The sequence below is a fragment of the Candidatus Synechococcus spongiarum genome (assembly GCF_900047545.1).
GTDB lineage: Bacteria > Cyanobacteriota > Cyanobacteriia > PCC-6307 > Cyanobiaceae > Synechococcus_B > Synechococcus_B spongiarum_C.
Window position 1 is genome coordinate 1 of the sequence record NZ_FITM01000143.1, and the last position, 13,248, is coordinate 13,248.

General features: G+C 61.0%; 11 protein-coding genes. 5 read left to right on the forward strand and 6 right to left on the reverse strand.

Annotated elements, in window-relative coordinates; translation table 11 throughout:
* Positions 1 to 59 precede the first annotated feature (59 nt).
* Genes phnE through FLM9_RS05885 form a run of 3 tightly spaced genes read right to left on the reverse strand, consistent with a single transcriptional unit; the run spans position 60 to position 2,531 of the window.
* Positions 60 to 815 (reverse strand): phosphonate ABC transporter, permease protein PhnE, encoded by a 756-nt coding sequence (gene phnE / locus FLM9_RS05875; RefSeq protein ID WP_257243027.1) that lies wholly within the window; start codon positions 813 to 815, stop codon positions 60 to 62.
* A gap of 40 nt (positions 816 to 855) precedes the next feature.
* Entirely contained in the window at positions 856 to 1,734 is an 879-nt protein-coding gene (gene phnD, locus FLM9_RS05880) for a phosphate/phosphite/phosphonate ABC transporter substrate-binding protein (RefSeq protein WP_074457703.1), read from the reverse strand.
* Positions 1,735 to 1,781: 47 nt separating this feature from the next.
* Positions 1,782 to 2,531, reverse strand: a complete 750-nt coding sequence (locus FLM9_RS05885) for a phosphonate ABC transporter ATP-binding protein (RefSeq protein WP_074457696.1) — start codon at positions 2,529 to 2,531, stop codon at positions 1,782 to 1,784.
* On the opposite strand from FLM9_RS05885, the gene argH reads away from it, so the two are divergent.
* Entirely contained in the window at positions 2,499 to 3,995 is a 1,497-nt protein-coding gene (argH, locus tag FLM9_RS05890; RefSeq protein ID WP_081340242.1) for an argininosuccinate lyase, read from the forward strand. The genes FLM9_RS05885 and argH overlap by 33 nt on opposite strands.
* A gap of 118 nt (positions 3,996 to 4,113) precedes the next feature.
* Positions 4,114 to 5,481, forward strand: coding sequence for a TIGR03279 family radical SAM protein (locus tag FLM9_RS05895; RefSeq protein ID WP_074457697.1), 1,368 nt, complete (start codon positions 4,114 to 4,116; stop codon positions 5,479 to 5,481).
* A gap of 33 nt (positions 5,482 to 5,514) precedes the next feature.
* Here FLM9_RS05895 and FLM9_RS05900 read toward each other — a convergent pair whose 3' ends face one another.
* Positions 5,515 to 6,744 carry a class I SAM-dependent methyltransferase gene (locus FLM9_RS05900; protein WP_180365322.1) on the reverse strand — a complete coding sequence of 410 codons (1,230 nt, stop codon included), beginning with the start codon at positions 6,742 to 6,744 and terminating at the stop codon, positions 5,515 to 5,517.
* A gap of 10 nt (positions 6,745 to 6,754) precedes the next feature.
* Here FLM9_RS05900 and FLM9_RS05905 point away from each other — a divergent pair, with 10 nt between their 5' ends.
* From FLM9_RS05905 to FLM9_RS05915, 3 genes are all read left to right on the forward strand, one after another.
* Complete coding sequence (locus tag FLM9_RS05905) at positions 6,755 to 7,543, forward strand: TPM domain-containing protein (protein ID WP_074457699.1); 789 nt, start codon at positions 6,755 to 6,757, stop codon at positions 7,541 to 7,543.
* 269 nt (positions 7,544 to 7,812) lie between these two features.
* Positions 7,813 to 9,399: a site-specific DNA-methyltransferase gene (locus FLM9_RS05910; protein ID WP_074457700.1), complete on the forward strand. Its 1,587-nt coding sequence runs from the start codon at positions 7,813 to 7,815 to the stop codon at positions 9,397 to 9,399.
* A complete protein-coding gene (locus FLM9_RS05915; RefSeq protein ID WP_074457701.1) occupies positions 9,399 to 11,924 on the forward strand; it encodes a DEAD/DEAH box helicase in 2,526 nt (841 codons plus the stop codon). Before FLM9_RS05910 ends, FLM9_RS05915 begins: the two co-directional genes overlap by 1 nt.
* A gap of 214 nt (positions 11,925 to 12,138) precedes the next feature.
* On the opposite strand, the gene FLM9_RS05920 is transcribed toward FLM9_RS05915, so the two are convergent.
* Both FLM9_RS05920 and FLM9_RS05925 read right to left on the reverse strand, forming a co-directional pair.
* A complete protein-coding gene (locus tag FLM9_RS05920) occupies positions 12,139 to 12,573 on the reverse strand; it encodes a hypothetical protein (protein ID WP_143324633.1) in 435 nt (144 codons plus the stop codon).
* A gap of 131 nt (positions 12,574 to 12,704) precedes the next feature.
* Positions 12,705 to 13,248 (reverse strand): UbiA family prenyltransferase (locus FLM9_RS05925; RefSeq protein ID WP_180365323.1); only part of this gene is annotated, 544 nt, incomplete at its 5' end.

The window sequence follows — 13,248 nt, forward strand, 5'->3', positions numbered from 1 at the left end:
TTTTTTGGATCTTGGCTATCTAGCTCCACCATGAACATGAAATGTGACTTTTGCAGCACTCACCGGGTGAGATTCTGTCGGCAGCGGCTTGAGATTTGATCCACTAGAGCAACCGCCAGAAAAATGACCAGTAGCAGGGCCGTCACCTGGCCGTAGTCCAGAAGCCGCAAGGCGCTGATCAACTCTGTCCCGATCCCTCCGGCCCCCACAGCCCCCAGCACGATGGCAGAGCGCATGTTGAACTCCCAACGGTAGAACACCAGATCCAGCATGGCAGGCAGACACTGGGGCAGTAGCACATGGACAAACACCTGGAGCCGGTCGGCGCCAGTGCTGAACAGTGCCTCTGCCGGATCCGGATCGGCCTGCTCCATGGTCTCGGCCATGAACTTGCCCACCATGCCCACGGAGTGAACAGCCAGCGCCATGGTGCCGGCCAACTGGCCAAACCCCACTGCCGCCACCAGCAACAGGGCCAGCAGCAAATCCGGCAAAGCCCGCAGCAGGTTGAGCACCCCACGGGCCAGGTGCCGAATCAAGGGATGGGGTCCTGTTCGCCGATTGGCCAGGAACGCCATGGGCAGTGAAAAAACCAACGCCAGCGCTGTACTGGCGATGCTGATGCACAGGGTGTCCCAGAGGGGCAACAGCCAATGGGGCCAGCGCTGAGCCCGGAGAGGGAACAGCTCCCCCAGCAATTCTCCCAACCCCTGAACGCCGTCCCAGAGGCGCTGAAGGTCAAACAACCCCACCTGCCAACAGGCGAGAACCACCGCCGCGCCCATGGCCAGAAGCAGCAGGTGTACCCGTCGCACTCGTCGCAAGAACGACCGCACTGTGGCAGCGCTCACCCTCTCAAGACTTCGTCACCAGTTCCGGTAAGGACAGCTCCAGCACGCGGGCAGCATGGCGAATGCTGTCGTAGTCGCTGTCCTGGGCAGGGACAAAGCCGTCGGCTCGCAGGGGCTGGAGCAAGGCGGGATCCTTGAGGTTGTAGAAGCTCTGTTTGATGGCCTGGCGCAACTCTTCGTTCAAGCCGCTGCCCATGGTCCAGGGATATTGGGGGATGGCGCTGGAGGTGCCCAAGACCACCAGCTTGTCCGGGTTGATGGTGCCCTGCTCCACCAGCTTTTCATAGATCACTTGGCTCAAGCCCCCTGCTGCTGCGGTGCCCCGCTCCACCGCCTTGGCCACCGCGTCATGGGTCCCCAGAAACACCGGTTGATAATCCACGTTCGGCTGAAGACCCGCCTCCGCCAAGCGCAGTTGGGGGAAGAGGCGGGAGCCGGTGGAGGCCGGATCACCGAGGGCCACAGTCTGCCCCCTGACGGCATCAAAGCTGTCAATGCCCTGCTCCCGGTTGCCGATCAACACGGCTTTGTAGGTGCTGGCGCCGTCCTTCAGCCGGACGGCAAAGGGTTCCAGAAAGGTGGCTCTGCTGCGGGCAATCACGTAGGACAACGGGCCGAAGTAGGTGAGGTTGCTCTTGTTGCGGGTGGCTGCCTCAATCAAGGTGGAGTAATCTGTGCTCACCACCAGTTCCACGGGCACGTCCAATGTGATTTCCAAATAGGACTTGAGGCCTTGATTGTCCTGAATGACGGTGGCGGCGTCTTCATCGGGCACGAGGGCCACCACCAGGGTCTTCACCGGGGCGGACTGGGCAGTAGGGGATGGCTTGGGTTCGCCACTGCAGGCAGAGGTCAGGAAAGCCATGCAACAGCAAGCCGCCATGGTGACGGCCCGCTTGAGCTCTCCTCCTCCAATGCCCACTGCACCATCTAGCTGAAGGGTTGATCATAAAGGGCCTTGATCAGGCCTGGATCCACGGCCTCGCTGGGCTGGTCAAAGGTCACGGCGCCGGCGCGAATGCCGATGATGCGATCAGCCATGGTTGTGGCCTGGTGTGGCTGATGCAGGCTAACGAGGACCGTGAGTCCCAGGCGCCGTTGCAACTGCCGCACCAGGTTCAGCACCGCCTGGCCCGTTTGGGGATCCAGGGACGCCACCGGCTCGTCCGCCAGCACCAGGGCCGGGTGGTTGGCCAGGGCCCGGGCAATGCCCACCCGCTGCTGCTGGCCGCCACTGAGCAGGTCCACCCGTTGATCGGCCTGCTCCCGTAATCCAACCAGATCCAGCATGGCCAAGGCCTGGGCCTGCAATCCGGACTCCGGCGGCAGGAACGACGCCAGCCATGGTCGGGTGCTGACAAAGGCCTTCAGCACGTTTTGCCGTGCTGTCTGCCGTTGCACCAGGGCATAGTTTTGATAGACGGTGCCCATGCGGTACTGGCAGCGGCGACGGCAACGGGGCGAGCTGTGGAGATTCATCCCTTGAAAAAGGATCCGCCCCCGCTGGGGCACCAGAGCCCCGTTGAGACAGCGCATCAACGTGGACTTCCCGGCTCCCGACAGGCCCAGCAGCACCACAATCTGGGGCTGCTGCACCACAAAACTCACACCCTGGAGCGCCGCCGGCTGATGGCGGGCCTGGTTCCGATGACGAAATTGAACATTCTCGACAACCAGCATCCGACCCGCACCGTTGCTCCGAGCCTAGAGTTGGCCCCCCGCCCCACCAGCTTGGCCCCCCACTCCAGACACCAAGTCCCCGAGGAGCAACCGCGCTGGAGCCAGCGCTTTGAAGGCGCGTTGCACCCGTTCATTACCCGGTTCAACGCCTCCATCGGCTTTGACTTGACCTTGCTGCAGCAGGATCTGGATGGCTCCATCGCCCACGGGCGCATGTTGGCAGCCTGTGGGGTGATCACGGCGGCAGAGGCGGAGCAGGTTGTGGACGGTCTGGAGACGGTGCGACGTGAAGCCGCGGCGGGAACGTTTTGTCCGGGGGTGGAGGCCGAAGACGTGCATTTTGCCGTGGAGCGGCGGCTCATTGAACTGGTGGGAGACGTGGGGAAAAAGCTCCACACCGGCCGCTCCCGCAATGACCAGGTGGGCACGGACCTGCGCCTCTGGTTACGGGAGCGGATTGACGAATTGGAGGTGCTGCTGCGCCGCTACGGCCAAACCCTGCTCCGCCTGGCGGAGGCCCACGTGGACACCATGATTCCCGGATACACCCACCTGCAGCGGGCCCAACCCCTCTCCCTGGCCCACCATCTGCTGGCCTACGTGGAGATGACCAGACGGGATCGCCAGCGCCTGGCCCAGGTGCGGCAGCGGGTGAACGTGTCTCCCTTGGGGGCAGCGGCATTGGCGGGCACACCCGTTCCCATTGATCGGCGCCAGACGGCTGCTGCCCTGGGTTTTGCAGAGATTTACCGCAACAGCCTGGACGCGGTGAGTGATCGGGATTTTGCCGTCGAGTTTCTGGCGGCGGCCAGCTTGGTGATGGTTCACCTCAGCCGCCTCAGCGAGGAGGTGATCCTCTGGGCCAGCCAGGAATTTGCCTTCATCAGCCTCACAGACCGCTGTGCGACGGGCAGCAGCCTGATGCCCCAGAAGAAAAATCCTGACGTGCCGGAGTTGGTGCGCGGCAAGACCGGCCGGGTCTTTGGCCATTTGCAGGCCCTGCTGACCGTCATGAAAGGTCTGCCCCTGGCCTACAACAAGGATTTGCAGGAGGATAAGGAGGGATTGTTTGACGCGGTGCGCACCACCAGGGACTGCCTGGAGGCCATGACCATCCTGTTGGAGGAGGGTCTGAGTTTCCAACCCCAGCGGCTGGTGGCAGCAGTTGGCAACGACTTTGCCAACGCCACCGACGTGGCGGACTACCTGGTGGCCAGAGGCGTGCCCTTCCGTGAAGCCTACGGGCTGGTGGGTGGCCTGGTGAAAACCTGTCTTCAGCAGGGCATTCTGCTGCGGGACGTTCCCCTAGAGCAGTGGCAGCAGGTGCATTCGGCCTTTGCAGAGGACATCTTTGCCGCCCTGGAGCCACGGCAGGTGGTGGCGGCCCGGCTGAGTGAAGGGGGCACCGGATTTGCGCGGGTGCGGGAAGCCCTGGAGCAGGCCAAGGCCGCCTTTGCCGATTAGACCGTTCCCGCACCGCTGGCCGCCGCTGCTGGCCGCCGCTGATTATTTACACTCAATGGCTGTTACACGCCATCCCCTGCCACCCTGGCAGACCGGTCTCCAAAAATCCTCGTTTAGCATGTGGCGAGAATCACAGCCAACCCCTGTTCTGGACGGCGCTGTCCCACCGCAGCCGGCTGTGGTGACCATGGTGGAAGCCGGCAGCATTGCCGAAGAGCTGGGCATCCAACCCGGTGACAAAATTGTGCGGATCAACGGTGTGGCCCCCCGGGACTTGATTGATTATCGCATTTTGATTGGGGAAGAGGAGTTGACGCTTGCAGTGGTGGATCCAACCGGACAACACCATTGCATATCCTTCGAGAAGGATATGGATGCGGATTTGGGTTTGGAATTCAGTGAAGCTTTGTTTGACGGTTTGCGGCAATGTAATAATCGCTGTCCATTTTGTTTTATTGATCAGCAACCGATGGGGAAGCGCTCTACCTTATATCTCAAGGATGATGATTATCGCCTCAGTTTTCTCTATGGCTCCTATCTCACCCTCACCAACCTGACCCCCACCGACTGGCAACGGATTGAAACCCAGCGCCTCTCGCCGTTGTATGTGTCTGTCCACGCCACAGACCCGGATCTACGCTGCCGCCTGCTGCGCAACAAGCGGGCGGGCTTGATCCTTCAGCAATTGGAGTGGTTTGCCCGGCGTCGCCTGCAGATTCATGCCCAAGTGGTGGTGTGTCCCGGCCTCAATGACGGCCGTCAGTTGCAACGCACCTTACGGGATCTGGCCCGCTGGGGAGCCGGACCCTGGCCAACGGTGCTCTCCACTGCTGTGGTGCCGGTGGGCCTGACCCGGTTCCGTCCTGCCGCCGCTGCGGACCTGACGCCGGTGACACCCCCTCTGGCCCGCCAGGTCGTTGCCCAGGTGGAGGCCCTGCAAGCGGAGTTCAACCCCCACCTGGGGAGCCGCTTCGCCTGGCTGGCGGATGAGTGGTACCTCATGGCTGCCCAGCCCCTGCCGCCCCGCTCCACCTATGAGGACTGGCCGCAGCAGGCCAACGGGGTGGGCAGTATTCGCGCCTTCCTGGAGGCTCTGGACCAGGCCACGGCCCAACTCCCCCCAGCCCTCCCGACGCCCCGCCGCTGCAGTTGGGTGGTGGGCGGCCTGGTGGGGCCGGCCTTGCGGCCGGTGGTGGAGCGTCTTCAGGGCGTCCGGGGTCTGGAACTGCTACTCCATGCCCTGCCCAGTCCCTACTGGGGGCAGAACCTGGTGGTTACCGGTCTCCTGACGGGCGCCGACTTGATGGACGGGCTGGCGGGTCGGGATCTGGGGGATCAACTGTTGTTGCCCAGCGTCATGCTCCGCCATGGCTCTCCCCTGTTCCTGGATGACCTGACCGTGGACCAAGTGGCCGACAGGTTGGGGGTGCCGATCCTCCCCGTCGCCGATGCCCAAGGCCTGGTGACCGCCTGCCTGGGAGCCTGACGGGAAATCCCTAAGATGCAACGTGGCCAGTCCTCAGACCTTACCGCCAGGCACCTGAAAAGCCAGCAGGTCCCCCGGCGCTGGCGTCGGGCAACCCCGCTGAAACAACAACCAGCGGAAGCCCCCCAGCCCGGCGGGGTCCACCAGCCGCAGCAACGCCTCCCGCCGGGCGAGCCGCTGGGCCAAGGGGGGACCGTCCGCCTTCCCCAGACGGCTCAGTTGCCTGGCCAGGCCCAGGGCCAGCAGACCTTGACCCTGGCTCACCTCACCACACCATGTCCAGCCCGCCCCTTCGGCCCAGTGGCGCAGCAGATCGGTGCAGACGTGGGCGGTGAGGTCCATCCGGCCTGGCTGGAGGAAGGGATTGCCCACGGCCTGCTGCCGGGCATAGGCCATCAAGGTGCCGTCCGGCCGCTGGGGGCTGTAGTAGCGACGGGCGTTGTGGCCGTAATCCAGACACCACAGCCAGCCCCGCTGCAGCGCCGCCGCGGCGGCCTCACACCAGGACCGTTGACTCAGGGCCAGCTCACTGCTCCAGCCCACGGGGAAGGCATCTCCAGCCAAATGGATGCCCATGGCCTCCAACAGCGCCGGGATCTCGTCAGGCAGCGGTGGTCCGAGGTGCCAGCCCAGGCGCCCCTGGGGGCAATGCACCCATTGCCAGCACCAGCCATCCTCCCCCCGGGTCAAACGCTCCACCGGCAAGGCATCCAACAACTCGTTGGCCAACAGCACACCGGTGACGGGGGCGGCCGCCAGTTCGGTGGGGTGGGCGTGGCGCCAAGTCAACGGCTGACGCTGTAATTGCTGAATCTGGCGCTGCCGGAGGGCAGGGCTGACTTCCACCAGCACCACCTGCAACCGTTGCCGCCAGCGGGGGCGTGCCTGGGCCAGGAGGATGCCCAGATCACGGCTCAGCCCGCCATCCCCCGGTCCCCACTCCACCAGGCTGAGGGCCTCCGTCGTGCTGGCCAAGGCATCAAGGCACTGGAGCACCTGGGGCAGGAGCAGGGTGGCCAGTGTGGATCCCAGGCTGGCGGCCGTCACAAAATCCCCCTTCCTCCCGAAGGCCACACGACCATGGCCGTAGTAGCCGTGCTCCGGATCCTGGAGCACCCATTCCATGTAGGTGGAGAAGGGCACAGCCCCGCCAGCCGCCTCAAGGTGCCGCTGCAGCCAGAGCGGGCAGGGCTCGCCCCCCAACTCTCCCATTCCCCTCCCCACCAGCGTTAAATCTGCAAGAGAATAACGTCCGTCCCCCACCCCCGCAACCGTGCCTCGCGCCTTAACCCTGTTCCTCACCTTGATCCTGGCCTTCTCCACCTGGGTCGCCCCTGCCCATGGCGCCAACAACCCCGAGTTGCTGCCCGAGGAGTCCACCCCGGTCATTGACCTGGCCCGTGTGTTCACCCCCATTCAGCGGCAAGCCCTGGTGGAGGAGTTGGACGCCGTGGAAGCCCGGGACGGGTGGAAGCTGCGGGTGCTGACCCAGTACGACCGCACCCCTGGTTTGGCCGTGAAGGAGTTCTGGGGCGTGGACGAACGCAGCCTGGTGCTCATCGCCGATCCCCGGGGCGGCAACCTACTCAACTTCAGTGTGGGCGACCGCATGTTTGCTTTGATGCCCCGCAACTACTGGGTAGAACTCCAGACCCGTTTCGGGAACCAGTACTACGTGCGGGACCACGGCGAGGATGGGGCCATCCGGGATGCCCTGGCGGCGGTGGAGACCTGTCTGGAGCGGGGCGGTTGCCGGGTGGTGCCCGGCCTCCCCCAGGAGCAGTGGGTGCTCACCTTCATCATCTCCATGTTGGGGGGAGTGGTGGCTGGTTTTGCAGCTCATCCCCGCCCCAACAGCAGCAGCCCCGTTGCCTGGCTCTGGGTGTCGCTATTGGCGCCCCTGTGGGGGGTGATGTTCATCATCTTTGGCCTGGGCCCGGTGCTGAGCCGCACCACCGATTGGCTCCCCCTCACCCGCAACGTGTTGGGGTTCCTGGGGGCCGCCATCGGCGCCTACATCACCCATCGGCTGCGGCAACGGGAGGCACCAGGCCAGGGCTGACCATGATTGTCACCACGGACCAGGGGGCAGGCCGTCCTGATTGATTTCAGGCTGTACGGGGCCAGGCAGGTGCAGACTGGGTTACAGCCCTCTGCAACTGGGGAAGGTTTCAAAGAACCCGTGCGTCTTCACTAAATCCCCTTGAAATTAATTCAGGGAAGTTGTTCCAAAGGGTTGTCCCGGACTGCTGAACGAACTTATGTACGATTTTTCGAGGTATCCTAGAGTAGAATCTGGTAACTTACCTGCACTGTCCTGAACGCTCAACCATGCCAACGCTGGAATTCAAGGGCAAGCAGTACGTCTACGCTCATCACCTCACCGTGCCCTACCGGCCCCTGGTCCCGGATGCTGGAAAGTCGTTGCACCCTGCCGAAGCTGATGACAACCTGATTCTACACGGCGACAACCTGCACGCCCTGAAAGCCCTCTTGCCCCGCTATGCTGGAAAGATCAAGTGCATTTATATTGACCCCCCTTACAATACCGGCAACGAGGGCTGGATCTACAACGACAACGTCAACAGCCCCTTGATGCGGCAATGGCTGGCCAACCACAGCCCAGTGGACGGGGATGACCTGGAGCGTCACGATAAATGGCTCTGCATGATGTGGCCCCGCCTGCATCTGCTGCGGGAACTCCTGGCCGACGACGGCGTAATCTTCGTCTCTATTGACGACAACGAGCAGCATCACCTACGGATGATAATGGACGAGATATTTGGTGAGGGAAATTTTGTTGCTTGCCTGACATGGGTCAAAAAAGAAAAGACATCTGGAGTGCCACCAAAGAACAAATCCATTCCGAACAAGGAATATATTTTGGTTTACAACAAGCAACAAGATTTCTCCTTTAATGGTGTCCCAGGCAGCAAATCAAGTTACCGGCAGGACGAAAAAGGAAATTACTATCGCACCATGCCTATCCAGGCAACAGGGCAGCAGGATAGTTATTTTTCTATTGTAAACCCGCAAAACGGCAACAGCCACTACGGTAATTGGGCTTTCTCCGAGGAACGTATCAAGACAATGATCAAGGAAAATAAAATCGTCTTTCCCAAAGAAGAACACCAGAAGCCGACTCAATTGGTCTACTATGACGAGAACAAAAAATCACCGATTTTTCATCACCTGGGTCACTATGACAGCGAAGAGCAGACCAAGAAATTCAAGCGTGAGCATCCGGTAATCAACTTCGATTTTCCAAAACCCGTCTCTTTGCTGGAGTTCATCTTGGGCCAAAGCACCGCAGCAAACGCTATCATTCTCGACTCCTTCGCTGGCAGCGGCACCACCGCCCAAGCCGTCCTAGCCCTGAACAAGGAGGACGGCGGCAACCGCAAGTTCATCCTGGTGGAGTGCGAGGACTACGCCGATACCATCACCGCCGAGCGGGTCCGCCGGGTCATCAACGGTGTGCCGGGGGCGCGGGGCAAAGTGCTGCAGGAGGGGTTGGGGGGTTCCTTCACCTATTGCACCCTGGGCAATCCCATCGATGTGGAGGGGATGCTGACCGGTGAGAGTCTGCCCGAATATGCGCAACTGGCTGCCTACCTGCTGCACACGGCATCGGGCCTCTCCGCCAGCGGTGGGCTGGATCCTCAGAATGACGATGGACTATTCTACCGTAACGGCGATACCGACTATTACCTGCTCTACCGACCCGAAATCCACTGGCTGCGCAGCAACGAGGCCGTCCTGACCGAGCAGCAGGCCCGGCGCATCCATGCCATCGGCAGGAAAGCGAGGGTGTTCGCCGCCGATAAGTATATGAGTCAGCGGTTTCTCACCGACATGGGCATCACCTTCTGCCAGATACCCTACGAACTGCACCGGAACGGGTCAGGAGGTGTGTGATGGAACTAAAGGATTACCAGATCCGCGCCCTGGACATCTTCACTCGGTGGCGGAACGAACTGGCGGCGGCCCAGGCGCGCTCTGCAACCGCCATTGCCGCATTGAAACAAGCGGGACTGGATATTCCTGCTGACATCCGCAATCATCCCAAATCGGCCTGGCAGAAATTGGCTGACGCCGGCGAGGTGACAAGGTCTTATGTTGAACGCACTGCGGCAGCGGGTTTTCCCATTCCCCATGTCTGCTTCAAGGTGCCTACAGGCGGCGGCAAGACGCTGCTGGGGGCTGCAGCGCTGGAACGTCTGAATCGGAGCAGTGGATTGACGCTGTGGATGGTTCCCAGCAATGCCATCTATCAGCAGACCAGGGAAAAACTGTGGGACCGGCAGCACCCCTACAGGCAGATGCTGGAACGGGGCAGCGGCGGGCGTGTCAAGATGCTGGAAAAGGACGATCCTTTCACTGCTGCGGACGTTGAGCACTACCTCTGCGTCATGCTCATATCGTTGCAATCCGCCAACCGCAGCAACAACCGGGATTTTCTGCGAATGTTCCGCGATTCCGGTCGTTACACCTCCTTCTTCCCGGCCAGTGACGATGCCATGGCCAATGCGCTGCTCCTGGAAAAATTTGGCGACCTTGACCCATCAGCCCTCGACCGACCCATTGCCAAGCAGAGCCTTTTCAACGTCTTCAAGATGAAACGTCCGGTGGTCGTTCTGGACGAAGCCCACAAAGCCTACGGCAGACAGGGAAACGAAAGCGACGAGTTTGTACAATCGGTCAATCGCCTGAATCCCGGTTTGGTGATTGAACTGTCAGCCACGCCCAGTTGTGCCAGAAGCAACCTCCTGGTGGACATACCGGGCAGTGACCTGAAAGCGGAAGGAATGATCAAGCTGCCTGTGCAGGTTACTTGTTTCACCAACGCCGACTGGCACCACACCCTCAGCCAGGCCCACGCCAAGTTGGAAGAACTGGACCACGAGGCGGTCTCCCTTCAAAACAACAAGGGGTGGACCATCAGGCCCATTGCGGTAGTACGGGTGGAACGCACCGGCAGCAACCAGCGTGAAGGCGACCACATCCACGCTGAGGACGTACGGGACTACCTGGTGCAGAACCTGGGAGTTCCCAGCGAGGCGGTAAAGGTGCAATCCAGCACCAGCCGTGAATTGGCCGGCATTGACCTGCTGTCCGAATTCTCGCCGGTGCGATGGATCATCACCAGGGCCGCCTTGATGGAAGGCTGGGATTGTCCCTTCGCCTACATGTTGGTGATGCTGGACAACACCAGAGCCAAGCGAGCCATCACCCAGTTGGTGGGGCGTGTCATGCGCCAACCCCATGCCCGACTCACTGGGCGGGAACCTCTGGACCAGTGTCATGTTTATTGCCAGAGTACTGACGTGAACGCCGCCGTGGAGTCCGTAAAGGAGGGTCTTGAGCAGGAAGGTATGGGAGATCTAAAAGATAACGTCTATGCCAACCATGGGACCAATTTCAAAATGATAACTGTACGGCGCATAGGAAAATTCAAAGATACGGAAATATTCCTGCCCAAAGTATTGCACCGAGATACCAATGGTGGTTGGGAAGAATTGGATTACCAGAGGCACATCCTGCCGGATATAAATACGGCCACGATCAAAGCACCGGATCCCCAAAGCGCACAGGCGGCTCATCCACTGGAAATAAGAGCAACAGTGGATTTGGCGGCAGACGGCACTTCTTCCACCTACGATAACCCTCAGGCGGTGCACATTAACGAAAACGTAAAAATTGCCTGGTATGCTCGTCGCATTTCCGACATTTTGCCTAATCCGTTCCAGGCGGCCCGCATCGCCCAGGACTTGGTGCAGAGGCTGCGCGGCACCGGCGCCGACGACAAGGCGATTTTCGGTCAACGTTCCGCTTTGGCGTCACAACTGCGCGAACACATAGCCAATGCCATGGACCGCCAGGCGGAACAGGTTTTTCGTGGCAAGCTGGCCAGTGAAGAAATCCGCTTTGACCTGGAGGCCAGCGACTGCAATCACCGCCTGCGCAAGTGCTACGAGATACCAGTCGCTGATAGCGCCGTCCCGTTGCAGAGACACGGGGAGTCGGTTCAGTTAAGCCTTTTTGAGCCGGTTTTTGCTCAGGATTTCAATGATCTGGAGCGCAGATTTGCCTTTTACCTGGATGAGCAAAGGGCATTGCAATGGTGGCACCGGGTGGCCATCAGGCAACATGGCGAGTATTACTTGCGGGGTTGGCGACGGGAACGCATCTGGCCGGACTTTGTGGCCATGGGTGGCGAAATCAAGGGCAAACCCAGTGTCCTGGTGTTTGAGACGAAAGGCCAGCACTTGGACGCCAACGAAAATACCACATACAAAAAGCGAGTTTTCTCCGCGTTGGAACAAACCTTCAATGCTGGCAAGGTGACCATTCACAACGGCCCAGCCAAGGGCGTGTTTCGACTGGTATTCGATAGAGAAGGCTTTCCAGATGCGCAGACCGCCTTCGATTCGATAAACTGAAAGGGGCTTTGAGATCCATCAATCCGTCAGCGGAGATGGATGCAACTGGGCAGAAACAGTGGCAAGCACTCTCCTCCCACCCCCTGGCCACTCGTTAAAGAGAGAGGCTAAACTGGCGCATTTCTCCCCACCGCAGTTGGATATGTGGTGGCCGGTCATCAATTCTGGGGTCAGGGGTTGGGTCAAGTTTTGATCCGGGGAAACCGGCTGGTGGTCAGGGTTTAGGCGTCAAGGCTTTGGCCGCCAGGAGGGCTTCCACTAGGCAATCCACCTTCCCGTCAAGACGTTGGTTATCAGCTCGCAGGTCATCGATTCGCTTGTTCACGGAATCCCGCAGGTCGTCAATCCGTTTCATGATCAGTCCCACACCTGCCAGGATCACGGCAGGTTGTAGCGGTGTTGTCAACCATTCTCTGAGTTCAGGGGGTACGGCAGGCATGGGGTGACTTGGCCCCGGTGGGGGGTGCTGTTCATATTGCCGGGGTTGGGGGATGCCATTGCTTGGCCGCTTGGGTTCGGTGAGATCCACCATGGATTTTACCACGTTAGCCAACAGGATAAGCAGCGCCACTGGCCACAGCTTCAACCACTCCCGCCGTGGCAGGAGACCTTCCATGGTGGGGTAAGGGAGAAACAAGCAGCCAGGCATGGCGTCAGAACCAATGCCAATGGCCCGGCTGCTTGCTTCTGGTGGCTGCCCTGGGACCCATTGCAAGGGATTCCCGCTTGCGCACGAACGACAAAGAAGAGGCGGTAATGTTGAAGGAGGCGCGGAAACCCTCACAAGCCAGCGAGGAGTCCTGTGGGCCAATGCCTCAACAGGTGCAGCGCTTGCTGGCTCAACAGAGTGGCCGCTTCACTGCGGGACCACAGGATCAGTCCGCAGATGCTGAAGAGATAGAGGATGGAAAACCGGAACAGGCTGGTGGCCCGCTGCCGCTCCTCCGGCTGCCGCTGGAGTGCGGCGCTGAGTTGGAGCAGACGGCCGTTGAGGGGCAGCACCAACAGGCCGTACAAGACCCCGCCACTGGGCAACAGGGCCGTGCCCGCTAGACTGGCCACGGCCGTCAACCTGGCGTAGCGGCCGATGGCCTGGCTGGTGAACAACGCCCCTTTCACCACGGGCAACATGGGGATGCCCACTGCGGCGTAGTCGTCTTTCAGGAGCAGGGCCAGGGCCCAGAAGTGGGCTGGGGTCCAGACCATCACCAGGCCGAACAACCACCAGCCCCCGAGGCCGATGTGGCCCGCCGCCGCCGCGGCCCCCACCAGGGGCGGTATGGCGCCTGCCACACCGCCAATGACGATGTTGCGGCTGGTGCGG

Excerpts from the sequence above, each read along its gene's own strand:
- FLM9_RS05920 (WP_143324633.1), bottom strand. The coding sequence starts at position 12,573 with ATGCCTGGCTGCTTGTTTCTCCCTTACCCCACCATGGAAGGTCTCCTG.
- FLM9_RS05915 (WP_074457701.1), top strand. The coding sequence starts at position 9,399 with ATGGAACTAAAGGATTACCAGATCCGCGCCCTGGACATCTTCACTCGG.
- phnD (WP_074457703.1), bottom strand. The coding sequence starts at position 1,734 with ATGGCGGCTTGCTGTTGCATGGCTTTCCTGACCTCTGCCTGCAGTGGC.
- argH (WP_081340242.1), top strand. The coding sequence starts at position 2,499 with ATGACGAAATTGAACATTCTCGACAACCAGCATCCGACCCGCACCGTT.
- FLM9_RS05895 (WP_074457697.1), top strand. The coding sequence starts at position 4,114 with ATGTGGCGAGAATCACAGCCAACCCCTGTTCTGGACGGCGCTGTCCCA.
- FLM9_RS05910 (WP_074457700.1), top strand. The coding sequence starts at position 7,813 with ATGCCAACGCTGGAATTCAAGGGCAAGCAGTACGTCTACGCTCATCAC.
- FLM9_RS05885 (WP_074457696.1), bottom strand. The coding sequence starts at position 2,531 with ATGCTGGTTGTCGAGAATGTTCAATTTCGTCATCGGAACCAGGCCCGC.